This is a genomic window from Lonepinella sp. MS14436 (assembly GCF_042470565.1).
GTDB lineage: Bacteria > Pseudomonadota > Gammaproteobacteria > Enterobacterales > Pasteurellaceae > Lonepinella.
Genome location: NZ_CP170385.1, coordinates 187,695 through 212,337, shown reverse-complemented (window position 1 = coordinate 212,337; position 24,643 = coordinate 187,695). Strand labels below are relative to the sequence as shown.

19 protein-coding genes are annotated in these 24,643 nt (G+C 39.5%); 10 read left to right on the top strand and 9 right to left on the bottom strand.

Going from position 1 to position 24,643, the window contains the following annotated elements:
* The first annotated feature begins 104 nt into the window (after positions 1–104).
* Both mutS and O1Q81_RS01065 read left to right on the top strand, forming a co-directional pair.
* Positions 105–2,672, top strand: coding sequence for a DNA mismatch repair protein MutS (mutS, locus tag O1Q81_RS01070; RefSeq protein ID WP_386697768.1), 2,568 nt, complete (start codon positions 105–107; stop codon positions 2,670–2,672).
* Between the two features lie 112 nt (positions 2,673–2,784).
* The gene (locus O1Q81_RS01065; protein WP_386688929.1) at positions 2,785–3,303 is read left to right on the top strand and encodes a hypothetical protein; all 519 of its coding nucleotides are present in this window, start codon (positions 2,785–2,787) and stop codon (positions 3,301–3,303) included.
* Here O1Q81_RS01065 and O1Q81_RS01060 read toward each other — a convergent pair.
* The 5 genes from O1Q81_RS01060 to O1Q81_RS01040 are packed head-to-tail and all read right to left on the bottom strand — an operon-like array spanning position 3,300 to position 7,340.
* Entirely contained in the window at positions 3,300–4,055 is a 756-nt protein-coding gene (locus O1Q81_RS01060) for a class I SAM-dependent methyltransferase (RefSeq protein ID WP_386697767.1), read from the bottom strand. The two genes, O1Q81_RS01065 and O1Q81_RS01060, sit on opposite strands and share 4 nt — an antisense overlap.
* Positions 4,052–4,951: a cation diffusion facilitator family transporter gene (locus tag O1Q81_RS01055; RefSeq protein WP_386688933.1), complete on the bottom strand. Its 900-nt coding sequence runs from the start codon at positions 4,949–4,951 to the stop codon at positions 4,052–4,054. The genes O1Q81_RS01060 and O1Q81_RS01055 overlap by 4 nt, the downstream gene beginning before the upstream one ends.
* 1 nt (position 4,952) lies before the next feature.
* Positions 4,953–6,038 carry a tRNA (uridine(54)-C5)-methyltransferase TrmA gene (gene trmA, locus O1Q81_RS01050; RefSeq protein ID WP_386697766.1) on the bottom strand — a complete coding sequence of 362 codons (1,086 nt, stop codon included), beginning with the start codon at positions 6,036–6,038 and terminating at the stop codon, positions 4,953–4,955.
* A gap of 41 nt (positions 6,039–6,079) precedes the next feature.
* On the bottom strand, positions 6,080–6,601 hold the full coding sequence (locus O1Q81_RS01045) for a GNAT family N-acetyltransferase (protein ID WP_386690181.1): 522 nt from the start codon (positions 6,599–6,601) through the stop codon (positions 6,080–6,082).
* A gap of 55 nt (positions 6,602–6,656) precedes the next feature.
* A complete protein-coding gene (locus O1Q81_RS01040; RefSeq protein WP_386688937.1) occupies positions 6,657–7,340 on the bottom strand; it encodes a 2,3-diphosphoglycerate-dependent phosphoglycerate mutase in 684 nt (227 codons plus the stop codon).
* 161 nt (positions 7,341–7,501) lie between these two features.
* On the opposite strand from O1Q81_RS01040, the gene envC reads away from it, so the two are divergent.
* Both envC and O1Q81_RS01030 read left to right on the top strand, forming a co-directional pair.
* Complete coding sequence (gene envC, locus O1Q81_RS01035; RefSeq protein ID WP_386695175.1) at positions 7,502–8,719, top strand: murein hydrolase activator EnvC; 1,218 nt, start codon at positions 7,502–7,504, stop codon at positions 8,717–8,719.
* Positions 8,720–8,725: 6 nt separating this feature from the next.
* Positions 8,726–9,553, top strand: a complete 828-nt coding sequence (locus O1Q81_RS01030; protein WP_386697764.1) for a divergent polysaccharide deacetylase family protein — start codon at positions 8,726–8,728, stop codon at positions 9,551–9,553.
* Between the two features lie 73 nt (positions 9,554–9,626).
* Here the strand turns inward: O1Q81_RS01030 and O1Q81_RS01025 are convergent, their stop codons facing one another.
* From O1Q81_RS01025 to malE, 4 genes are all read right to left on the bottom strand, one after another.
* Positions 9,627–11,693 carry an alpha-amylase gene (locus O1Q81_RS01025; RefSeq protein ID WP_386697763.1) on the bottom strand — a complete coding sequence of 689 codons (2,067 nt, stop codon included), beginning with the start codon at positions 11,691–11,693 and terminating at the stop codon, positions 9,627–9,629.
* A gap of 153 nt (positions 11,694–11,846) precedes the next feature.
* Positions 11,847–12,737 carry a maltose ABC transporter permease MalG gene (malG, locus tag O1Q81_RS01020; RefSeq protein WP_194965391.1) on the bottom strand — a complete coding sequence of 297 codons (891 nt, stop codon included), beginning with the start codon at positions 12,735–12,737 and terminating at the stop codon, positions 11,847–11,849.
* 12 nt (positions 12,738–12,749) lie between these two features.
* The gene (gene malF, locus O1Q81_RS01015; protein WP_386697761.1) at positions 12,750–14,294 is read right to left on the bottom strand and encodes a maltose ABC transporter permease MalF; all 1,545 of its coding nucleotides are present in this window, start codon (positions 14,292–14,294) and stop codon (positions 12,750–12,752) included.
* A gap of 89 nt (positions 14,295–14,383) precedes the next feature.
* Positions 14,384–15,574: a maltose/maltodextrin ABC transporter substrate-binding protein MalE gene (gene malE / locus O1Q81_RS01010; RefSeq protein WP_386697759.1), complete on the bottom strand. Its 1,191-nt coding sequence runs from the start codon at positions 15,572–15,574 to the stop codon at positions 14,384–14,386.
* A 415-nt stretch (positions 15,575–15,989) separates the two neighbouring features.
* On the opposite strand from malE, the gene malK reads away from it, so the two are divergent.
* From malK to O1Q81_RS00980, 6 genes are all read left to right on the top strand, one after another.
* Positions 15,990–17,108 (top strand): maltose/maltodextrin ABC transporter ATP-binding protein MalK, encoded by a 1,119-nt coding sequence (malK, locus tag O1Q81_RS01005; protein ID WP_386688949.1) that lies wholly within the window; start codon positions 15,990–15,992, stop codon positions 17,106–17,108.
* Between the two features lie 155 nt (positions 17,109–17,263).
* Positions 17,264–18,538 carry a maltoporin gene (locus tag O1Q81_RS01000; RefSeq protein ID WP_386697757.1) on the top strand — a complete coding sequence of 425 codons (1,275 nt, stop codon included), beginning with the start codon at positions 17,264–17,266 and terminating at the stop codon, positions 18,536–18,538.
* Positions 18,539–18,625: 87 nt separating this feature from the next.
* On the top strand, positions 18,626–19,525 hold the full coding sequence (malM, locus tag O1Q81_RS00995; RefSeq protein ID WP_386697755.1) for a maltose operon protein MalM: 900 nt from the start codon (positions 18,626–18,628) through the stop codon (positions 19,523–19,525).
* A 365-nt stretch (positions 19,526–19,890) separates the two neighbouring features.
* Positions 19,891–20,868, top strand: coding sequence for a ribonucleotide-diphosphate reductase subunit beta (locus O1Q81_RS00990; protein WP_386697753.1), 978 nt, complete (start codon positions 19,891–19,893; stop codon positions 20,866–20,868).
* Entirely contained in the window at positions 20,855–22,522 is a 1,668-nt protein-coding gene (locus tag O1Q81_RS00985) for a ribonucleoside-diphosphate reductase subunit alpha (RefSeq protein WP_386688957.1), read from the top strand. The genes O1Q81_RS00990 and O1Q81_RS00985 overlap by 14 nt, the downstream gene beginning before the upstream one ends.
* Positions 22,523–22,646: 124 nt before the next feature.
* Positions 22,647–24,611, top strand: coding sequence for a site-specific recombinase (locus O1Q81_RS00980; protein ID WP_386697752.1), 1,965 nt, complete (start codon positions 22,647–22,649; stop codon positions 24,609–24,611).
* Positions 24,612–24,643: the final 32 nt, after the last annotated feature.

Below are 24,643 nucleotides of genomic sequence, written 5' to 3'. Positions count from 1 at the left end.
TAAAAAATCATCACAATTTCTATAAATATCCCAAAACTCCCATAAAAAGCACCGCACTTTTTGCTATAATCTCGCTAAACATTTCTAATCTCAATGAGTTTTTTATGCAGAATTTTGAAAATCACACCCCCATGATGAAACAATATTTAACGCTAAAAGCAGAAAATCCCGATATTCTGTTGTTTTATCGCATGGGAGATTTTTATGAGTTGTTTTATGATGATGCTAAAAAAGCGTCAAGCCTGTTAGATATTTCACTGACGAAACGGGGAGCTTCCGCAGGAGAGCCGATTCCTATGGCAGGCGTGCCATATCATGCGGTAGAGGGCTATTTAGCAAAATTAGTACAGTTGGGCGAGAGCGTGGCGATTTGTGAACAAATTGGCGATCCTGCCACCAGTAAAGGTCCTGTTGAGCGGAAAATTGTACGCATCGTCACACCCGGTACGGTGAGTGATGAAAATCTGTTACCTGAACGCTTAGATAATCTGATTGTTGCGGTTTATCAAGAAAAAGCCAAATTTGGTTTAGCCAGTATTGATATGAGTTCAGGGCGTTTTCAAATTAGCGAACCTGAAAATAAAGAAACCTTAAAAGCCGAATTACAACGTTTAGCACCTGCCGAATTATTGTATTGCGAAGATTTTGCCGAAATGGATATGCTTGCCAACAGCAAAGGCTTACGCCGTCGTCCTATTTGGGAATTTGAATTAGGTACTGCTGTGCAGTTACTTAATCGTCAATTCGGTACGCAAAATCTTACTGCCTTTGGGGTAGAAAAAGCGATTCTCGGTTTGTGTGCCGCAGGCTGTTTAATTCAATATGTCAGGGATACCCAACGTACTGCATTACCCCATATTCAAAGTATCAGTTTAATCCAAAATAATGAGAATATTCAATTAGATGCCGCCACTAGACGCAATCTTGAACTGACTCAAAATTTAACTGGTGGGAGCGAAAATACCTTGTCTGCGGTGTTGGATAAATGTGTTACACCCATGGGGAGCCGTTTATTAAAACGTTGGTTACATCAACCCATTCGTCAAATAGAAAAGTTACGTTCACGTCACAGCTATATTGCGGAAATCTTACAGCTCGATTTAATTGCTCAACTACAACCCTTGTTGCAACAAGTGGGCGATATGGAACGGATTTTAGCTCGAGTTGCGTTACGCACCGCTCGCCCAAGAGATTTTTCTCGTTTACGTTTGGCGTTGGAACAATTACCTGAAATTAATCAAATTCTCAAAATTTCGCCAAAATTCACCGCACTTTCCTTATCAATTAGCGAATTTCCACGCATTTTAGATTTGCTGGAACGGGCGATTATTGACAATCCGCCTCTGTTAATCCGTGACGGTGGCGTGATCGCCGAAGGCTATCATGCAGAATTAGACGAATGGCGAAGTCTAGCCCAAGGGGCAACCCAATATTTAGAAGATTTAGAACGCCGTGAACGAGAAACCACAGGGATTGATACCTTGAAAGTCGGATTTAATGCGGTACATGGTTACTACATTCAAATTAGCCAAGGGCAAGCTCACAAAGCACCGATTCACTATGTTCGCCGTCAAACCTTAAAAAATGCCGAACGTTATATTATTCCTGAATTAAAAACGTACGAAGATAAAGTCCTGAAAGCCAAAGGGGCAAGTTTGGCGTTAGAAAAGCAGCTTTATGATGAAATTTTTGAGCAAATTCTACCGCACTTAGGTGATCTACAATTAGCCAGTCTTACCCTTGCCGAGTTAGATGTATTGGTTAATTTGAGCGAACGGGCAGAAACGTTAAATTATGTGCAACCTGAATTTAGCGATGAAATTGGGGTAAAAATTGAAAATGGTCGCCACCCTGTGGTGGAACAAGTATTGAAAGACCCTTTTATTGCCAACCCTGTGGAACTCAATCAACAACGTCATTTACTGATTATCACAGGACCAAATATGGGCGGTAAAAGTACCTATATGCGACAAACCGCATTGATTACCTTAATGGCATATATCGGTAGTTTCGTCCCCGCAGAACGAGCAGTGATTGGTCCTATTGATCGTATTTTCACCCGTATTGGGGCAAGTGACGACTTGGCATCGGGACGATCCACTTTTATGGTAGAAATGACCGAAATGGCAAATATCCTCCATCAAGCCACCGCACAAAGTTTAGTCTTGATTGATGAAATAGGACGTGGCACATCTACCTATGACGGTTTATCACTGGCGTGGGCTTGTGCCGAATGGTTAGCTAAAAAAATCAGAAGTCTTACCCTATTTGCTACCCATTATTTTGAACTCACTGCCATGCCAGAACAGATCACTGGCACAATGAATGTGCATTTAGATGCCCTAGAACATAATAACAGCATTGCTTTTATGCACAGCGTACAAGACGGTGCTGCCAGTAAAAGTTATGGTTTAGCCGTGGCAGCTTTAGCGGGTGTGCCACAAAATGTGATTAAGCTGGCAAAACAAAAATTAACTCAGCTTGAGAAATTATCAAGCAAAAGTGCGGTAAAAAAATCTGACATTTTATCACTTCAGGCAGAGTTACCTTTATTAAATGAAGATGAAAGTAAAAACGAAGTGTTAGAGATGTTAGAAAAACTCGATCCAGATGAGTTAAGCCCAAAACAGGCGTTGGGTTATTTGTATCAGTTGAAGAAGATGCTAAATTGAAGATCAGAACAACAGGATTATTTACATAATAGGAAGTCTTTTACACCGTTCATGAATCCATGTACAATAACGCCCGATTTATTTTTGAGATTTCATTTTATAGGAGAGAATAATGAAATTACTTCGCCCTTTAGTGGCTATGATTTTATCAGCTGTTGTCGTAATGCAAGTGAGTGCTAAAACGACTCGGCAAACACACCCAGTAGCATTTACAACCAGTGAACAAAATGATGAAACTGGAAAAAAAATGCTTTTAAAACTGTTCTCACAATCTGTTGCACTGCAATATACGGGGGCTAATCCAAGCGTGAATTCAGAGAAACAGTCGATTATAGAATTTAAATATCATCTGAAAAATATTGGTCAAAAACCAATTAAAACAGTGCATTGGGTATCACAATTTACGAACAACGGACAGGTTTTATTAAACTTGGACGCTCCAGTTAATTTTAATAAAAAAGGCTTGCGAGCGGGTCAAGAAATTGATTTGGCGTTTCCTGTTATCACAGCACAATTACCACCAGCCTTTATACAAGCCGCCAAAGAAGGATCTAAACACATAAACCTTTCTAATATTGCGATGAAGATTATTTATACTGATGGAACAAAATTAGTGATAAATAACGATTAGGCTTGGACAAGATAAACATCAAACCGATGATTCTTAGTTGTGCGGCTAAAGTGCGGTGCTTTTTCAGCCAGAAATCCAGCGTAATCGGGGCGTTTGACTACCACTCGTTTCTGAGCAAGTTTTAGGGCGGTGGTTAGCAAAAGATCGGCATCTAAATCAGCACCGACAAGCTGTTGGAAAAATCGCATTTCTTTTTTGACTAAGGCGGATTTTTGTTTATGTGGATACATCGGATCAAGATAAACCACATCAGCAAAATCTGTCAGGGGATCAAGTTGATCAATTGTGCAGATAGGCAGTAATTGTAAATTCTGCTGTAACATACTGCCAATTTCAGCATCAAGATAAGCTCGGCGTAAACCATCTTGTAGTAATAAACGCACGACTGGGTGGCGTTCCACTAAACGAACTTGACAACCAATACTGGCTAAGACAAAGGCATCTCGCCCCAATCCTGCTGTGGCATCAATGACAGTCGGTAATTCATTGCCTTTTATGCCAATCGCTTTGGCAACCGCTTCACCTCGTCCACCACCAAATTTACGGCGGTGAGCCATTACTCCCCCAACAAAATCCACAAAAACCGCTCCCTGTTTAAGCTCGTCTAATTTGCGTAATTCTAACCGAATTTCATCGCCAACTTGAGTTTGTACTAAGGCTAACGGGCTATTAGGATTGTGAATTAACCCTTGATTAGCACAAAGTGCGGTGAAAAAATCCTGATTTTCAGTTTCACAAATCAGTTGAATCATATCAAACCCTGCGCTCTTTCTAAATCTACAATAGATTTAGGTTCTTGATGAATAATAATATCCGCATTCGGAAATACGGTTAGGATTTTTTCTTCCAACTCATCGGTAATTTGATGAGCTTGGAATAAAGTTAAACTATCAGGTAATTCCAAATGCAATTGAATGAAGCGTACTGCTCCCGCACGGCGAGTACAAATGCTATGAATACCAATAATATTGCGATGTTGTTCTGCCATGCGTTTGATTTGATCGATTTCTTCTGGTGGCAAGGCTTTGTCTAATAACACCTGCAACGCTTCCCAAGCCATTTTAAAGGCGTTATAGGCAATATAAAGTGCAATCCCAATCGCAAAAATAGCATCAGTATAAATAAACCCATACATATTCAACAACATTGCAATTAAAATTGCCACGTTCATTAATAAGTCCGTTTGATAATGCAGGCAGTCCGCTTGAATGGCGGGGCTTTCGGTCAGTTTAATCACTTTTTTCTGATAACCCACTAATGCAGCGGTAAAAGCAATTGAGATAATACTGACGCAAATCCCCAGTTGCGAATTGTCGATAATTTGCGGATTGGTTAATTTATGTGTACCTTGTAAAAGTAAGAATACCGCTGATCCTGCAATAAACGCACTTTGTGCTAAGGCAGCCAATGATTCGGCTTTGCCGTGACCAAATGCGTGATTATGATCAGGTGGTAACAAGGCAAAACGCAACACCAAAATGCTGGTAATGGAGGCAAATAAATCCACCACAGAATCCGTCATCGCCGCTAAAATTGCAATCGATCCCGTTTGCCACCAAGCAAAGGCTTTAATTAGAATTAGCACGCTGGCGACAACAATCGCAAGCTGGCTGGCTCGTTTAACAAATTGTGTGTAATTTTTTTCCATCTTACTTTCTCACTAACAATACACCTGCTTCTACATGCTCGGTGTAAGGGAATTGATCAAACAATGCGGCACGTTCAATACGGTGTGTTTGGCATAAAGTTTGTAAATTGCTGCATAAGGTATGAGGATTGCAAGAAATATACAAAATCCGATCATAATGTTGCACCAGCTGCACGGTATCCGCATCAAGCCCTGCCCGTGGTGGATCAACAAAAATGGTATTACACTGATAGGCTTTTAGGTCAATCCCTTTCAAACGTTTAAATTCACGTACCCCATTCATCGCTTGGGTAAATTCTTCCGCTGACATACGAATAATTTGCAAATTATCAATATTGTTTGCCACAATATTAAACTGGGCAGCATTCACTGACGGTTTAGCGATTTCGGTTGCCAATACTTTACGGAAATTTTGTGCTAATGCCACTGAAAAATTACCGTTACCACAATAGAGTTCAAGCAAATCTCCTTGGCTGTTTTGTGTACAGTCCACCGCCCATTGCAACATTTGACAATTCACCATCGCATTGGGCTGGGTAAAGCTATTTTCTACTTGGCGATAGACATAATTTTTACCGTTAATCGGTAATATTTCATCTACATAATCCCGATCTAAACAAATTTTTTGTTTAGCCGCACGTCCAATAATTTGGACAGAAAACCCTTTATTTTCTAACCGCACTTTTAATTGTTTGGCAGCGGCAACCCAATCATCATCAAGGTTTTTGTGATACAACAAGCTCACAATAATCTGCTCACTCAATGTAGTTAAATAATCAATTTGAAATAATCGATGCCGCAGAATATCTTGTTCTTTTAACAACGGCAATAGGCTTAACATCATGCGATTAATTAATGCACTGGCAATAGGCAACTGATCGACTCGATAACGCCGTTTAGTTTTTTGATCAAACATAATATGGTAAAGATCATCTTGCTCATGCCACACCCGAAATTCAGCACGCATACGAAAATGTTGTATAGGCGAAGCAAACACGCTCAATGCTGGTGCATCAAAAGGTGCTAAAAGTGCGGTCAATTTTTTGCTTTTTTTAGCGAGAAGATCATCGTATTGTTGCTTATTCATACTTATAAAAATGTGCCTAACAAGTTAAATTCTAATTGTATTTATACGGTTGCCTGAAACCCATACACCAAAAACGTCTGTAAGCTATCGCCCATATTGGCGATATTGGGATAACGTCCCCATTGTTTAAAATGGTGTTTTTCAAAAAGATGACGGCTGGCGTGATTTTCTTCAATCACATAAGCCATTAGGGTATTTATACCGCAATTAGACATTTGATTTTGCATAAATTGCAAGGCTTGACTGCCGTAACCTTTGCCTCTTGCCTGTTGATCTAAATATAAACTGATTTCCACCGTTTGGTCGAAAGCGGCACGTTTATAGAAAGGAGAAAAACTAAACCAGCCCAAAATTCTTTCATTTTGTACCGCACTTTCAGTCACATTTTCAACCATGACCCACAATGGGTGTGTTTGATTATTAAAATGCTCTTCAAACCACGGACGGCGTTGTTGCTCGGTCACGGGGGTAAGATCAGCTGTGATACGGCGAGTAGGGATTGCTTGATTATAGATCTCAATAATAGCTTGCAGATCTTGTGGTTGGGCAGTTCTAATATTCATATTTTTAGATAAAAATGGCACAACATGTTGTGCCATTTGATTGACGGTTAAAAAATTAAAGATAGCGTTTGCTGATGACTTTTAAGTTATCATCTAATTCATACACTAATGGCTGACCCGTTGGGATTTCTAAATCCATAATGTCTGCATCAGAAATGCCTTCAATATGTTTTGCCAAGGCACGTAATGAGTTACCGTGAGCAGTTACTAATACACGTTGACCTGATAATAAAGCAGGTGCAATTTGATCTTCCCAGAATGGAAGTACACGCTCTAAAGTTACTTTTAAGTTTTCACCATCTGGTACCACGTCTGCTGGTAAATGAGCATAACGGCGGTCATTATGGGCTGAATTAGGATCTTTCGGATCTAATAATGGTGGTAATGTGTCGTAAGAACGACGCCAAATGTGAACTTGTTCATCACCATATTTTTCCGCAGTGGCTTTTTTATCTAAACCTTGTAATTCGCCGTAGTGACGTTCATTCAAACGCCAGTTTTTGACTTGTGGAATCCAAAGTTGACCAGCTTCTTCTAACACGATGTTACAAGTTTTGATCGCACGGGTTAATACCGAAGTAAATGCAATATCAAATTCAAAACCAGCTGCTTTTAATTTTTGCCCTGCTGATTTTGCTTCTTCAATACCACGTTCGGTTAAATTAACATCACGCCAACCGGTAAATAAATTTTTTGCGTTCCATTCACTGAAACCGTGACGAATAAAGACTAATTGCATAGGGATCTCCTAGTTGATAAAAATAAATAAAATAACATCATACTTTATAGCAAAAATTTGCAAAATTTGAAAGTGAAAAGCCATGGTTTCCTGATCTTTCTCAAAAATAATGGTATATTTAGCAAGAAATTTGATTATGTTAGCGAAAAATCGGAAAAAACATGTTGCTTTGTTCATTATTTAAAAAATTGCCAAAATTAACCGCACTTTTTAGTATGGGGTTATTGGTTTCTCTTTCTAGCCAAGGTGCTGATTTGAACCAAATTAAAACCCAAATCAAACAGCAAGAACAGAAAATTGCTCAACGCAAACAGGAGCAAAATAAACTGCAATCTGCGTTAGAAACCCAAGAAAATAAAATTAATAATGTGGTTGGAACGTTGCGAGAAACAGAAACCAGTTTAAAAGAAACGCAAAAAATTATTGCGGAAACTAATCGTCAAATAAAATCCCTTGAACAACAGCAAAAAAAACAAAAAGCGAAATTAGCCAAGCAGTTAGATGCTATTTATCGTTCTGGTAATCCAAATTCAGTGGTGGAACATTTATTGTCCGATGATGCTAAAAATAACGATCGAATGATGATCTATGCGAAACACATGAATCAATCTCGGTTAGCTTTGTTAAATGAACTGAAAGCGACACAACAACAATTAGAGCAACAAAAAGCCTATTTGTCGGGTCAGCAACAGGAGCAAAAAACGCAATTATCGGAACAGAAAAAACAGCAGCAAGAATTACAAAAAGCCAAACATGAACGGCAAAGTACCTTAAATCAGTTGAACAAAACCCTAGCACAAGAACAAAATAAATTAGATAGCTTGAAAGCCAATGAACAAGCCTTACAAAATGAGATTAAACGTGCGGAACAAGCAGCGGTAGTGCAAGAAAAGAAAGAACGTGAACAGTTAGCTCAGAAAAAACAAGACGAAGAAAAACGTACCAATAAGGTTTATCAACCGACTGTTCAAGAACAACAATTAATCCGTTCTGGTGCAGGGTTAAATGGTAAATATGCCTATCCAGTTTCGGGTAAAGTGCTGCATCATTTTGGTTCGATCCAAGCTGGTGAAGTAAAATGGAAAGGGATAGTGATTTCTGCCAGTTCTGGCACAGGGGTAAAAGCCATTTCGGGCGGTCGGGTGATTTTATCTAATTGGCTGGCGGGTTATGGTCAAGTGGTGGTGATCGATCATGGTAAGGGTTATATGTCATTGTATGGTTTTAATCAAGCGGTGTTTGTGAAAACTGGGGCGTTAGTGAACGCTGGACAAAAAATTGCTGAAGTCGGTAACAGTGGTGGGCAATCTCGTTCAGGGTTATATTTTGAAATTCGCCGCCAAGGTAATGCGGTGAATCCGTTAAATTGGTTGAGATAGAAAGCCATGGCGTGGAAAAAATTTTTGTTTTTAAGCACCGCACTTTGGGCTGGTTTAACTCAAGCTCAACCAGCCAAGCTCGCCATTGTAATTGACGATGTTGGTTATCATCAAAAAGAAGATGCCGCCGTTTTTGCGATGCCAAGGCAGATTTCGGTGGCTATTATTCCTGCCGCACCCTATGCTCGCCAACGTAATCAACAAGCACGAGAGCAAGGGCGAGATGTGTTAATTCACATGCCGATGCAACCTAAATCTAAGATGAAAATTGAAGGGGGCGGATTGACGCTAGGTATGTCGCAAGATGAAGTAAGTCAGCGAGTACAAACGGCTAAGAGCATTGTTTCCGCTGCCATTGGTATGAATAATCACATGGGTAGTGCCGCAACCTCTGATCGTACGTTAATGACATACTTAATGCAAGAACTTGCCGAGCAGCATTTATTCTTTTTAGATAGTCGAACTATCGGCAGTAGTGTGGCTGGTAACGTGGCGAAAGAACAAGGGGTAAAATCCTTAGATCGGCATATTTTTCTTGATGACAGTGATGCCCTTGCAGATGTACAACATCAATATCAACTGGCGATTCAACATGCCAGAAAACAGGGTACATCTATTGTGATTGGACATCCACGTAAAAATACCATTGCGGTATTGCAGGCTGGACTGGCGAATTTACCAACGGATATTCAATTAGTGAGTATGGGTAGTCTATGGCGTGATGAAAAAGTGATTCCACCGAAACCATTTATTTTATTGTTTAGTGATTTGCCCGCCCCAACCAATGTTGCACCTTACACACCTGTTCCGATGTTGCGTGGTGTGCCTGAATAATCAAAATAAAAAAATCTGCTCTAAATATACTAATATTAAGAGCAGATTAGTTACTTACTTAACCAAAATCTGTCTATTGCCCTAACCAAACCACCATAACTTTGTCGCTGCCATGTTCTCGACTAAAAGCAAAATATTTATCATTTTGCACCGCAGTTTGTATGCCAGCCCCAATCGCTGGGTGTTGTTGACGAAATTGAGCGAGTTTTTGCCAATGTTGCATAAGTTGCTGTTTGGCTACATTTTCCTTGAGATCTTGCCAGTTCATATCTGATCGGGTACCTTGCATTGGATCGGAACCTGTTGCCCCAAATTCTCGTCCGCTTTCGTCACCATAATAAATTTGTACGCTACCTGGGGCGAGTAATAATAAATTGGCGGCGGTTTTTTGTTTATCAATATTTTCGCTACTGTCTGAATGGAAAAATAAACGGGTATCGTGTGATGATAAATAACTCAATACATTAAAATCTTTCAGCTTATTATTCATTTCAGTATAAATCGGTGCAATATTGGCAAAGCAATCAAGGCTGTTTTTGGCTTGATCTTGAAAGTCAAAATTAATCATGGCATCAAAGCCATTAGCATAATAATCACTTTTAAACACACCATGTCCCCAAGCCTCGCCTACCATGAAGAAAGGTTGGTTAAAACTCGCTTTTGGGTGGGCTTTTTGCCATTGAGTTAAGGCTTGTTGAGTAGATTGTTTGAGCTGTAACCAAGTGGATTTTTCCACATGTTTTGCGGTATCAACACGGAAACCGTCCACGCCATATTTCACCACCCAATCGGAAAGCCAATGAATTAAATAATCTCGTACTTTGGTATTCGGCATAAATTGAGCTTGCGTATCGGTTTTTTGTTGATAAAAATTGGGTAACTGCACCGCACTTTCGCTTTCGGTTTTGAGATCAGGCAGCGAAGCCAACGACATTCTGAGATCATCATATTTCGGGCTATCATAATCGCCAATATCGGTTCTCACCCAATCTTTGCCCCACCATTTCGCCCAAGCGGTTTTATCGGAGAAATTAATATAGTCATTAAAACTATGCCAATTTTGCCCTGCTTTTGGTCGCCAATTTGTCCAATTTTCGCCAAGGGTTTGTTGAATTTCCGTGTCTTTTAAATACAGGCTACCAAAACCAAATTGCTGCATATCAGCAAGCGTGGCGTAACCCGTGTGATTCATCACCACATCAAATAATACGCGAATTCCCCGCTGATGAGCTTGTTCAATCAGGTTTTTAAGATCGGCTTCCGTTCCCATATTCGCATCGACTTTGGTCCAGTCTTGATGATAATAGCCATGATAGGCGTAGTGAGGAAAATCACCTTTTTCACCGCCACCCACCCAGCCGTGCATTTGTTCTAGTGGTGAACTAATCCAGAGTGCGTTAATACCGAGCTGTTGCAGATAATCCAATTTTTCTGTTAAGCCTTTCAGATCTCCGCCATGAAAAGTGGCAATTTCCTGCAGACCGTCTTTTTGTCTGCCGTAGCTGTTGTCATTGCTTGGATCGCCGTTATAAAAACGATCGGTCAGCACAAAATACACTGTGGCATTTTTCCAATCAAAAACAGCCGAATTTTGCACCGCACTTTTTTCTAGTAATAACAATCCATTGGCATTTTTATCAGGCTGAATACTAATTTTGCCATTTTTGACCACAGCGGTTTGCCCTGAATAAAGATCTCGTACAGTTTCGCCGTCAGCAAAGGTTCTCGATACATCAATTTCAACGTTCTCCCCTTGCCACGCAGGACAGGTTTTGGCGAGAGTTTCCATGCTTTCTTTGGGTTGTTCAAGGCTTAAACGTAATGTTGGCGTGCCACTACGTAAATCAATTTGAGCAGTATAATTGCCTGTTTTGAATACGCGTAACGGCAATGCGTCACCAGAACAAGCCACCAATGAAATTTCTTGGTTTAATTTCACCGCACTTCCTACATTTTGTGGCATAAAACATTGATTATCCCATTCAAATTTTAACGGATAATTGCCTTTTGCAAGCTCGGCTTGAGCCACCCATAAGTGCGGTGTATTTTCAGTGAATTTTTGAAAATGGGGATGTTGGATTGTTACCGCTAAGGTTGGTGAGGCAAGTAAGGCGAGCCATAATAAATTTTTATTTTTCATTGGTTATTCCCCATTGTAAATCCCTGCACTGGCGTACAGGGCTAAGCAAATAACGATGCTCCGCATCTAATCTTACTTCCCCACGTACCAGCCACAGCGTGGCGTAATATGCGTAACCCCGTACGCCAGTGCGGGGCTATCGTGTACAGGATATTAACCTTTCACCCCACCTGCCGTTAAACCACCCACTAACCAGCGTTGTGCGAGTAAAAATACCACGGTAATTGGAATGGCGGATAATACCGCTGCGGCGGCGAAATCACCCCATAGATAATTTTGTGCATACAGATATTGTTGCATACCCACCGCCAAGGTATAGCTATTCACATCACGCAATAACAATGAAGCCACTGGCACTTCAGTAATCGCAGCGATAAAGGAAAGAATAAATACCACCGCTAAGATTGGGACGGAAAGGGGTAATAAAATTAGACGGAATGCCTGCCATGGCGTTGCTCCGTCTAGTGCGGCGGCTTCTTCCAATGAGCCGTCAATGGTTTCAAAATAGCCTTTAATAGTCCAAACATGTAGGGCGATACCGCCGAGATAAGCGAAGATTACGCCAGCATGGGTATTTAATCCTAAAAATGGTACATATTGCCCTAAGCGGTCAAATAAGGCATATAACGCCACTAAGGAAAGCACCGCAGGGAACATTTGGAAAATTAACATCGCTTGTAAAATCGTCTTTTTGCCTTTGAATTTCATGCGAGCAAAAGCGTATGCACAGGTGGTAGAGAGCGTAACGATCCCCACTGATGTGATAAAAGCGACTTTAATCGAATTCCATAGCCATAATAATACGGGGAATGGTGGTGGCGTAATCGAACCATCAGGATTGACCACATCAAAACCAAGGGCTAATTTCCAGTGATCCCACGAAATTTCTTTCGGGATCAAATCCCCAATCGCCAAATTCCCAGGGCGTAAAGAAATGCCGATCACCATTAATAACGGGAACATAATTAAAGCGATAAACAGGATTAAAATTAAATGTGTACCCAATAAACGGTAACGAATTGATTTAGGTTGTACCATTGCCATAATTATTTCCCCCTAGTCCAATTTAAATTTAGTGGCTTTTAAGTTAAGCATGGCTAAACCGCCTACTAATAAGAAGATGATGGTGGCAATCGCCGCCGCTAAACCAAAGTCTTGTGAGCCACTGCCCTCAAAGGCGATACGATAGGTGTAACTCACCAATAAATCGGTATAACCTGCAGGTGTCGTGGTGCCGATCATATCTGGACGACCGTTGGTTAATAATTGAATTAACACGAAATTGTTAAAATTAAAGGCAAAAGACGCAATCATTAACGGGGTTAATGGTTTTAACAATAATGGAAAGGTGATTTTGCTAAAATTTTGCCAAGTTGATGCACCATCCATCGCAGAGGCTTCGTATAAGTCTTGCGGAATGGCTTTGAGCAATCCCATGGCTAAAATCATCATATAAGGATAACCCAACCATGTATTGACAATTAAAATCATCGATTTGGCGAGTAATGGATCATTAAACCATTGCGGACTAATGCCAAACAAGTGATTTAAAATCAGATTGATTTCACCGAAACTTTGGTTAAATAATCCTTTGAACACCAGAATAGAAATAAAAGAAGGTACGGCGTAAGGTAAAATAAGCAGTAAGCGGTAGATTCCCTTGCCTTTCAACGGTTCCCATTGTACTAGGCAAGCTAACACCGTACCTAAAATCACGGTAAACACCACGGTTAATGCGGAGAATACCACTGTCCAAATAAAGATTTGTACGAACGGTTTTTGAATGCCCGCATCGGTAAAAATCTTCAAAAAATTCGCAAACCCGATGGTTACGGTAAAACCCGGTTCTAAGGTTTCGCTTAACCAGTTGCCTTGATCATCAATTTCCTGAAAGAATCCTGTATCATAATTAGGGCGATAAACTTTGCCTGTTTCGTTGTTACGTAAATCTTGCAAGCTATCATCATAGCTATAACGGGCTTTTTGTTCCGAGAATTGACGTAACGAACTCATGGTCACTTCATTGCCTGTGGGGAGGTTCACCACCATTTGTTGAAGTGCGGTGCGATTTTGGGTAATTATTCTAAGCGGTGCGACTTCGCCAGTGGGTGCTTGTTCTTGTTCCTGTACGGCAATATTGTGGTCGCTAAATTGAATATTATCGGAAACAAAAAACTGCCCCGTATTTTTATTTTCTAGGCTCAGTTTCCATTGATTATTCTCTTGCGGATAGAGTTTAAAATCATATTTGTCGCCAGCAAAATAACGTTGGTCTTGTAATACCGTTAGAGCTCGCTCAAAGGCAAGTTGGTTGGTGCCACTGTAATTAGTAAAGGCAATCGCAATAGTGGCAATTAATGGGAATAAAATAAAAATCGCCATGCCCATAATACCGGGGTAAACATACCGCCACGCATAGACTTTTTGACTACTAAAAATATATATACCTGAGGTGAGAATGACCAGTGTCAACATGGCAAACAAATATTCACCTTGCAAATACATCAGCACTACAAGATAGAAATCAATCAGTAAAACGATGCCGACTAAGAGCATTTTCAGCCATTTAAAACTAGATTGAGCATGAGTTATTTGTTGCATAGGAACACCTTAATTTAAAAAAACTTTGCTATATTGAAATAACCAATTAAATTCCCTCTCCCAATGGGAGAGGGTCGGGTGAGGATAAATTATTGTTGTTTTTGAATACGGCTATGTGCGTCATCTAATGCTTCTTTTACGCTTTGGCGTTGATTGACTGCATTAATAATTGCACTCCGTTCTGCATACCAGAAAGCACTCATTTGTGGAATATTTGGCATAATTTCCCCTTTTTGAGCATTTTCCATGGTTGCGGCAATACGCGGATCTTTTGCTAATTCTGCTTGATAAGATTTTAATGCCACCGCACCTAAAGGTTTATCTTTATTCACCGCACTTAATCCGTCATCGGTTAACAGATAATTTTCTAAGAATTCAGTGGCTAAATCTTTATTTGGACTGGCAGAGTTGACCCCAGCACTTAACACACCTACGAACGCTTTAGAGGGTTGACCATTTAAGGTTGGCAACACAGTTACGCCATAATTGATTTTGCTTTGTTCAATATTACCCCACGCCCAAGGTCCGTTAATGGTTAAGGCAGCTTGTCCTTTATTGAATGCGGCTTCAGCGATGGAGTAATCCATATCAGCATTAATCACTTTATTTTTCACCATATCCACCACGAATTGTAAGGCTTTTTGTGAACCAGCGTTATTGACCCCGATGTCATTGGCATCATATTTACCGTTGCTAAATTTAAAGGCGTAACCACCGTTTGATGCGACAACTGGCCAAGTGAAATATGGCTCAGATAAATTCCACATAATCGCGTTTTTGCCTTCCGCTTTAAGTTTTTTATCTAATGCGACAATATCTTCCCAAGATTTAGGGGCTTCTTTCACAATGTCTTTGTTATAAATTAATGATAAAGATTCGATCGCTACTGGATAACCCACAATTTTACCGTTATAGCTTTCAGCATTCCATGCAAAATCCACAAATTTATCTTTAAATTCTTTGCTTGGGTGAATTTCTGCTAATAGACCAGATTGTGCATAGCCACCGAAACGGTCATGTGCCCAGAAAATAATATCTGGACCATCACCTGTAGAAGCTACTTGTGAGAATTTTTCTTCTAATTTGTCTGGATGTTCAACCAGTACAGACACTCCAGTATCTTTTTCAAATTTCTTACCCACTTCAGCTAGACCGTTATAGCCTTTATCGCCGTTAATCCAAATGACTAATTTACCTTCGGTCATTTTTGCCACTACAGAAGTTGATAACACTAAACCTGCCGCTGCAGTTAAAGCAAATTTAATCAGTTGATTTTTCATAGTTTTCTCCTAAAATATAAAGGTATATTAAATTGAGTATTCATTTCATTATTCACAATATCTCGTTTTTAACGCAATGAAATCCTGTTTTTACTGCGGTTAAGAATGACGATATTTCATTAATGATTCATCATTCCCCACTCTACGCCCCCCACTCCAAAAGTGTGATCTACTCCATAATTTAAACAGAAATATGACTGAGATCATAAAAATTTTTATCAAAAACGAGAACTAGATCACAAAATTAGTAAAAAAAACAAGGTAGATATTTTTTTTTGCAAAAAAGCAACTAATAATAACTCATACCAAAAAAATTCGTTATGGGATGATTTGCTTTTTTATAAAAGCATTCACTATATTGACCAAATCCAAGGGTATAGCGAAATCAAGCTGAAATTATATATGAGAGGTATCTATGTCTAATGTGTCATTACGCAACGTATGCAAATCTTACGGTGATGTTCATATATCCAAAGATATTAATTTAGAGATCCAAGAGGGTGAATTTGTGGTTTTTGTCGGACCGTCTGGTTGTGGAAAATCGACTTTATTACGCATGATTGCTGGATTAGAAGATATTACATCAGGTGATTTGTATATTGGTGAAAAACGTATGAATGATGTCGAACCGTCTAAACGTGGCATCGGTATGGTATTCCAATCCTATGCGTTGTACCCTCATCTTGATGTGGCTGAAAATATGTGTTTTGGTTTGAAATTAGCGGGTGTCAGTAAAGCCGATAGAATGCAGAAAGTCAATCAAGTGGCAGAAATTTTACAATTAGCCCATTTACTCGATCGCAAACCAAAAGCCTTATCAGGCGGACAACGTCAACGGGTAGCAATCGGTCGTACGTTAGTTTCCCAACCCGATGTATTTTTATTAGACGAACCCCTTTCCAACCTTGATGCTGCATTGCGAGTGCAAATGCGAGTAGAGCTTTCAAAATTACATAAACGCTTAAACCGTACCATGATTTATGTGACCCATGACCAAATTGAAGCCATGACCTTGGCGGATAAAATCGTGGTGTTAAAAGCAGGTGGTATTGCACAAGTAGGTAAACCATTGGAATTATATCATTATCCAGCCAATCGCTTTGTGGCTGGCTTTATTGGTTCGCCGAAAATGAATTTTCTCCCCGTACGAGTAACTGCGGTGGAAAAAGAGCGAGTTCAGATTGAATTACCCGATGCCAATCACCATTGTTTTTGGATTCCCGTTTCTGGTGTTGGGGTAAAAGTAGGGGAAAGTTTATCACTCGGTATTCGCCCTGAACATTTAGTTCCATCTAATAAAGCACAGGTAACTTTACGGGGTAATGTGCAAGTGGTGGAATTGCTCGGTAATGAAACACAAGTGCATTTAGAGATTCCAGAAATTAAACAGCCGACCTTAGTTTATCGCCAAAATGACATTATGTTAGTCAATGAGGGTGAAACTATTGATATTGGTATTGTGCCAGAACGTTGTCATTTATTTAAAGAAGACGGCACAGCTTGCCAACGGTTGTTTAAGGAAATTGGGGTGTAAATGCTCTCAAAAGTGCGGTGAAAAATAGCTTAGAATTTTTCAACCGTGATATTAACCCATTTTTGATATTTAGGTATGAATATCATTAAAAATAGCAATAGGTTAAACCCATTGCATTATATAAATTAATCATTATTAATTAAGAGGCCAATATTATGAATAGTAAAAAAACTCTGCTTGCTTTAGCTGTAACAGGTGCTATTTTTTCATCTCAGGCTTTTGCCGTTGATTTCCATGGTTATGCCCGTTCTGGTATCGGTTGGACATCAGGTGGTGGTGAACAAACAGCATTTCAGGTCAATGGAGGTGGTTCAAAATATCGTTTAGGTAATGAATCTGATACTTATGCTGAATTGAAATTAGGTCAAGAATTGTTCAAAGATGGTAATCAATCTATTTATTTTGATACCAACTTGGCTTACGGCGGTACATTAAACAATAATGACTGGACAGAAACTAGCCCAGCGTTGCGTGAATTGAATGTTCAATTTAAAAATTTTGCTGAAGGAGTATTGCCAGAAGCAACATTATGGGCAGGTAAACGTTTCTACCAACGCCATGATGTCCACATGAATGACTTCTACTACTGGGATATTTCTGGTCCAGGTGCAGGGGTCGAAAATATCAATTTGGGCTTCGGTAAATTATCTTTAGCAGTCACTCGTGATACAGAAGCTGGTGGTGCGTTTACTTACTACTACGACCATGCCAAAAAAGCATGGGTCAGTGATCGTAGTCAAAAACAAGATGTTTACAACGACATTTTCGATATTCGTTTAGCGGAAGTCAAACCTTGGAAAGATGCTTCTTTCGAATTCGGTTTTGATTATGCCAATGCACATAAAAAAGATAATGCACATTATACGAATGATGATGCAACCAAAAATGGTCACATGTTTACCTTTGAATATACTCAAGGTAACTTCTTCGGTGGTTATAATAAATTTACAGCACAATATGCTAAAGACTCTATGACATCATGGAATGGTCATGCAAAAGGTTCGTTGAATCAACGCGGTAGTATAGTGCGTTTAATTGACCAAGGTGTTGTACAATTCAGTGATAAAATTGAAACTATGTATGCCTTAATCTATGAAAAAACCGATTTAGATAACAAACAAGGTAAAACATGGTATTCTGCTGGTATTCGCCCAATGTATAAATGGACTAAAACTATGAGTACCTTAGTGGAATTAGGTTATGACCGCATTAAAGATCAAGCCACAGGCAAGAAAAATGATTTAACCAAAGTTACTCTTGCACAACAATGGCAAGCAGGTGATAGCATTTGGGCAAGACCAGCTATTCGTGTGTTTGGTACTTATGCACACTGGAATGATAAATTTAACCAAAGTAACCGTACTGATTCTGGCTATAAAGCCAAAGACGGTGAATTTGTCATGGGTGTACAATTCGAAGCTTGGTGGTAATTCTAAGCTAAAACTTGGCTATCCGTTTATTGATGATCCTAAACGGATAGCCTTTCCCTTTGTTATTCATATTGTAAAGAGGTTAATATGAAAAAATCTTTATTTCTCACCGCACTTTTCGCCTGTTTTGCCTTGCCTGTTTCTGCTCAAACGGTTCATATTAATCCGCAAACTATGGCAAATTTGCCATGGCAAGATATTACCTTTTCTAAAACCTTAACCACTGAATTATCCGAACAACAAAAGCAAGCCTTTACCACGTCTTTTGCTGGTACAGAAAGTCCTGTAGCCGCTTATCGTATTCCTGCTAATCAAGGTTCATTAAGCATTGAAATTACCAGCCCAGTTGCTGATAACAATGTTTTTATTCCAAGTGCGGTGATTTTAGACAGCAATTTTAATCTTGCGGCACAATATGATTCTTCGCACTTCCAATTTAAAGAAGAACGAGGTATGCAACCTAATCGCTTTACCGCAGAGTTAGACTTAACCCCAACGGCAAATCAGGATTATATTTATTTGTTAATTTATACCACAGCACAAGATTTAAGCACAACGACTACGGTGCCACACCCTGCGAAAGCCTATGCCAAAGCCACAGGCACCCAACCACCAGCGATTGATGATATTGTGGTTAAACATAGCCGCCATGGTGAAGTAGCAGTGAATGTGAGCAATGGCTCAGGTACAAGATTTATTGGATTATCCGATATTCTGCCAACCAGTAAAAAAACGACCAGTACAGCTGTTGGTACAACGGCAACCACTGCAACAACGACAACGACTGTCGCCAAAGCGAGCCAAGGGAATAAACAGGTGGTTACGACAGCCGTTGATAAAGATACTGAAGCGTATTTCAATCAGGCGGTAAGCAAAGCACTAAAAGCCAATGATATTAATAAAGCGATGAATTTGGTCAATGAAGCCGAAAAATTAGGCTTAACCAGTCCAAGACAAACGTTTTTAAAACAGGTTTCGGCGAAATAATCATATATCCCTCGTACTCATATCCCCCGTACTCACGTACGGGGTTAAGCAAATCACGCTCCGCTGGGGCTTGGTTAGATTAAGATACGGAGCATCGTTATGTGCCTAGCCCTGTACGCAAGTGCAGGGCGATCAGTCCCCCGTACTCGCATACGGGGTTTGGGCATAAACACAACATATTGTGTTTGCTAACTACAAAAAACCATATATATGCTAATAAAAAAATTTAAAAATTTTTTCCTTTATAAATCAAAATCCTATTAAAAAGAGGTTAAATTTGCCATTTGTCAAGTCTTGTTATCTGATTTTTTTTGTCTAAAATAACCCCCACATTTTCATTTCTTTCACAGGTAGGTGAACCCATTATGTCCAGAAATCTTTTTGAAAAACGCTTGAATATTAAACCTTACGAATACCCCGAATTGCTTGAATTCAAAGATGCTATTCGTCATTCTTATTGGTTGCATACCGAATTTAATTTCACGGGTGATATTCAAGATTACCGCACCACGATTAACGATCACGAACGCCAAGTCTTGACGCGTGCGATGTTAGCCATTTCGCAAGTGGAAGTGAATGTAAAACGTTTCTGGGGTGAGCTATATCGTTATTTCCCAAAACCAGAAATGGACGATGTGGGGGGAACCTTTGCAGAATCAGAAGTACGCCATAAAGATGCCTATTCTTTCTTGTTAGAAAAATTGGGTTTGAACGATATGTTTGCTCAAATTCAGGATATTGAGCCATTAATGAAGCGTATTCGTTATATGGAAAGTTTTATGAAAGAAAAAGATGCTGGCAAGGGTGAATTTGTGTTGTCTTTGGTGTTGTTCTCGTTATTTGTAGAACATATATCTTTATTTGGTCAATTCTTGGTTATGATGTCCTTTAATAAGCATAAAAACCTGTTTAAAGGGATTTCTAATGCGGTAGAAGCTACTTCAAAAGAAGAAGAAATTCATGGTAAATTTGGTATTGCGTTGTATGAGATTCTACGTGATGAACATGCAGATTTATTTACCGATGAATTTTTCACAGACTTAAAAACTCTTTCCGATCAAGCCTTTGAGGCAGAATGTGGTATCGTAGATTGGATTTTTGAAGGTGGTGATTTAAGTTTTATCACCAAAGAAACAGTGTTAAATTACATTAAAAGCCGCTACAACAATTCATTGACTATTTTAGGCTTGCCAGCTCCACATAACATTGATCCTGAATTATTAAAAGAAACCCAGTGGTTCGATATTGAAATCCTTTCTACTAAAGAAAATGATTTCTTCTATAAACGTAGCACTGATTACAGTAAAAAAATGAAACAGATTACCGCCGATGACTTATTCTAATCCAAACCGTCCAGACTTCGCTTGGTTAAACGAAGATAGCCGTTTGTTCTTGCAACGTGGTTACTTGCTTGAAGGAACATCCGCATTAGATCGTATTCGCTTTATCGCTGAACATGCCGAACATAAACTTGGTATCGAGGGCTATGCGGATAAATTTTATCACTATATGGCACGTGGTTATTTTTCTCTTTCTTCACCAATTTGGTCAAACTTTGGTTTAGATCGTGGCTTGCCGATTTCCTGTTTCGGTAGCTATATTGGCGACTCCATTCACGAAATTATGGTGACGACTGCCGAAGTAGGTATGATGAGCAAAATTGGTGGTGGTACATCAGCCTATTTTGGCGATATTCGTCCACGTGGAACTAGCATTAAAAATAATGGTAAATCAGATGGTTCATTTAACTTTACCAAACTGTTTGACACCGTGATTGACGTGATCTCACAAGGCACCTCACGTAAAGGACAATTTGCTGGTTATATTGATATTGAACATGGTGATATTGATGAATGGTTGGATATTCACACCGAGGGTAATCCGATTCAGTTAATGTATTATGGTGTTTGTATCGGTCACGAATGGTTAGAAAGCATGAAAGCAGGTGATCCTTATAAACGTCAACTTTGGGCAAAATTATTACAACGTAAAACCGAAACGGGTATTCCGTATTTGTTCTTTAAAGATAATGCGAATGTCGGTCGTCCAGATGTGTATAAAGATAAAAACATGGTGGTACACGCCTCAAATCTTTGTACCGAAATTATGCTACCTGCTTGTGCAGACGAAAGTTTTGTGTGCTGTTTATCATCAATGAACTTGCTTTATTTTGATGAATGGAAAGATACCGATGCCCCTGAAGTATTAACCTATTTCTTAGATGTGGTCATGAGCGAATTTATCGAAAAAAGCCAGCATATTCCATTTTTGGAAAGAGCTAATAAATTCGCCCGCAGACACCGTGCATTAGGCTTAGGCGTGTTAGGTTGGCACAGTTATTTACAAGCCAACAATATTGCTTTTGATAGCTTTGATGCGATGCAAAAAAATAATGAAGTGTTCCGCACCTTAAAAGAGAAAACCTTAAACGCATCAAAAGAATTAGCCCAGCGTTTTGGTGAACCAGAATTATTACAAGGCTATGGTCGCCGTAATACTACCTTGATGAGTATTGCTCCAACCAAATCCAGTAGCTTTATTTTAGGCAGTGTTTCACCGTCTGTTGAGCCGTTTAAATCCAATTATTATGTAAAAGATTTAGCCAAAATCAAAACCGTTTATAAAAACCCATTCTTGGAAAAATTATTACAAGAAAAAGGCTTAGACAAAGACGAAATCTGGGATAGCATTTTATTGCATGATGGTTCTGTGCAACATTTATCCCAGTTGACCGATGAAGAAAAAGACGTGTTTAAAACGTTCTCTGAAATCAGTCAGTTAAGCGTGATTCAACAAGCGGCACAACGTCAAAAATATATTGACCAAGGACAAAGTATTAACATCATGGTTCACCCATCCACACCAGCACGTGATTTGAACCAGTTATACTTAACCGCCGAAGAGTTAGGCTTAAAATCCATTTATTATCAATATAGCATGAGTGCAGCACAGGTGTTTAATCGCAACCTATTAAGCTGCTCAAGTTGCGAAGGCTAATGGCTAAATAGAGACCTGAAGTGCGGTGAAAAAAATCAAACTTTTTTCACCGCACTTTTTTATGGGTTGAACTTTTAGGCTCAGAATATATCATAATTAAGATAACACAACGAAAAAAGAGTTTATGACTATACCATTTATTCAACAACGACTGGATCAATTATTAGCCGATATTGAGCAACAAACCGATCCTTTTGTTTTGCTCCAGTTATTTTGTCAATATTTACGTGAGGGCGGGCAATTTCAAGCCAATGAACGCATTGCGTTATTTACCAATTTATTAAAACAGCATCCTGAATTAGCCAAACGTATCACTACGTTATTATGCCGTTGGCTCTGTCAAATGCGTTTATATCCTTTGCTGATTAGTAGTGGTATTTTAAGCCGTGACGGTTTTGGCAAGGAAATGAAACAACGCTTATATGAAAAACTTAATCCTGCCTTTAAAGATAGCAAAGATTTGCGTGATGTGTTCTTTATGTTATTTCATAACCGTAAAGATATGGTGTGGCTTAAAGCAATTTCAGCAAAAATGTGGGTGAATCTATTTGCGACATTGGAACAATATACCGAGCAACAAGATCAAAATTGGTTACAGCAACATCTCTATCACGAGGGTTATTCTGCCATTGAAATGTTAGCGATTTGGTTGGCAGCGGAAGATTTGGATCCTGAATTAATGCGGTTAGATCCAGCATTATTAGATGCCCATTCGCCTTTTGTGGCGTTACAAAAAGAAGTAGCATTGTGGTTAACCGCCCAACAACAGGGTGAAGATTATGATGATAGCCATTTACAAGTCATGATATCGCAATGTCGAAAACAAATTGATCGTTTTTACAAACGTGGTGCTGTGGCAGGTTCTTCGTTAGCGGTCGCTCATTTATTAGAACGTTTAAATCAAACCCTTGAGCGTTTGGTGATGCTTAAAAAGTTATTTAGTGAGCGAACATTATCCCTACTAAGCGTGCTGCAAGCCACGGAAATTTTTGCGAGTGCAGCCACTGATCAACATAATATCTGCGTCCTTTGGAAACAGAGTGCTGGCATGTTATCTCGCACCATTGCACAAAATACCAGTGATCATGGTGAACATTACGTTACTCGCACCAAAAAAGAATATTTTGCGATGTTCTATTCTGCGGCTGGCGGAGGGATTTTAATTGCTTTAATGGCATTATTTAAAATTCATCTTGGCGATATTATTGATGATAAAACGTGGAAAAGCCTCGCATACGGGCTGAATTATGGTTTAGGCTTTATGCTGATTTTTATGTTGCATTTTACGGTCGCCACTAAACAGCCCGCCATGACCGCCGCCCGTTTTGCCGAAGCGGTAGAGCGTAATCCACAAGGACGAGCGGTGAACATGAAATTAGCTCAATTATTGATTGATGTATTGCGTTCACAAACCATTGCGGTGTTAGGGAATGTGGCTTTTGCGATGGGATTGAGTGGGTTAATTGCGTATCTTTATACAGAAAAAACAGGATTGCCATTACTGGATTCTGCTGCGATTGATTACCAACTCCATTCCATTGATCCAACCAAAGGAACGTTATGGTTTGCTGCTATTGCAGGTGTGTGGTTATTCTGTTCAGGGATTATTTCAGGTTATTTTGATAATCGTAGTAACTATCTCAATCTCAGAATGCGATTACCGCATCATCCACTACTGAAATACATCATGCCAGAAAAATGCCGCATTAAATTCGCTCATTATTTACATGATAATTATGGTTCCTTAATGGGAAACTTCTGTTTTGGTATGTTGCTTGGTTTAACAGGATTGGTTGGTTATTGGCTAGGTCTGCCATTAGATATTCGCCATGTGGCATTTTCATCGGCTAATCTAGGTTATGTGGCGGTAAGTGGTCATCTCAGTTGGGCGATTATTTTGCAGTGTATCGGTTTTGTTTTGCTCATTGGTGTGGTGAATTTAGTGGTGAGTTTTACGCTGGCATTAAGAGTGGCATTAAGGGCGTTAAATGCGGAAATTGACAGTTGGTGTGAAATTTGTCGATGCCTGTGTGAGATTATTCGTAAGCGACCATTGAGCTTGTTTTTGCCAGTGCAACTAGACAGATAAAGGCAATAGTGCGGTGAAAAACACCGCACTAT

Coding starts and splice junctions, on each gene's coding strand:
- mutS (WP_386697768.1), top strand. CDS start 105: ATGCAGAATTTTGAAAATCACACCCCCATGATGAAACAATATTTAACG.
- O1Q81_RS01065 (WP_386688929.1), top strand. CDS start 2,785: ATGAAATTACTTCGCCCTTTAGTGGCTATGATTTTATCAGCTGTTGTC.
- O1Q81_RS01060 (WP_386697767.1), bottom strand. CDS start 4,055: ATGATTCAACTGATTTGTGAAACTGAAAATCAGGATTTTTTCACCGCA.
- O1Q81_RS01055 (WP_386688933.1), bottom strand. CDS start 4,951: ATGGAAAAAAATTACACACAATTTGTTAAACGAGCCAGCCAGCTTGCG.
- trmA (WP_386697766.1), bottom strand. CDS start 6,038: ATGAATAAGCAACAATACGATGATCTTCTCGCTAAAAAAAGCAAAAAA.
- O1Q81_RS01045 (WP_386690181.1), bottom strand. CDS start 6,601: ATGAATATTAGAACTGCCCAACCACAAGATCTGCAAGCTATTATTGAG.
- O1Q81_RS01040 (WP_386688937.1), bottom strand. CDS start 7,340: ATGCAATTAGTCTTTATTCGTCACGGTTTCAGTGAATGGAACGCAAAA.
- envC (WP_386695175.1), top strand. CDS start 7,502: ATGTTGCTTTGTTCATTATTTAAAAAATTGCCAAAATTAACCGCACTT.
- O1Q81_RS01030 (WP_386697764.1), top strand. CDS start 8,726: ATGGCGTGGAAAAAATTTTTGTTTTTAAGCACCGCACTTTGGGCTGGT.
- O1Q81_RS01025 (WP_386697763.1), bottom strand. CDS start 11,693: ATGAAAAATAAAAATTTATTATGGCTCGCCTTACTTGCCTCACCAACC.
- malG (WP_194965391.1), bottom strand. CDS start 12,737: ATGGCAATGGTACAACCTAAATCAATTCGTTACCGTTTATTGGGTACA.
- malF (WP_386697761.1), bottom strand. CDS start 14,294: ATGCAACAAATAACTCATGCTCAATCTAGTTTTAAATGGCTGAAAATG.
- malE (WP_386697759.1), bottom strand. CDS start 15,574: ATGAAAAATCAACTGATTAAATTTGCTTTAACTGCAGCGGCAGGTTTA.
- malK (WP_386688949.1), top strand. CDS start 15,990: ATGTCTAATGTGTCATTACGCAACGTATGCAAATCTTACGGTGATGTT.
- O1Q81_RS01000 (WP_386697757.1), top strand. CDS start 17,264: ATGAATAGTAAAAAAACTCTGCTTGCTTTAGCTGTAACAGGTGCTATT.
- malM (WP_386697755.1), top strand. CDS start 18,626: ATGAAAAAATCTTTATTTCTCACCGCACTTTTCGCCTGTTTTGCCTTG.
- O1Q81_RS00990 (WP_386697753.1), top strand. CDS start 19,891: ATGTCCAGAAATCTTTTTGAAAAACGCTTGAATATTAAACCTTACGAA.
- O1Q81_RS00985 (WP_386688957.1), top strand. CDS start 20,855: ATGACTTATTCTAATCCAAACCGTCCAGACTTCGCTTGGTTAAACGAA.
- O1Q81_RS00980 (WP_386697752.1), top strand. CDS start 22,647: ATGACTATACCATTTATTCAACAACGACTGGATCAATTATTAGCCGAT.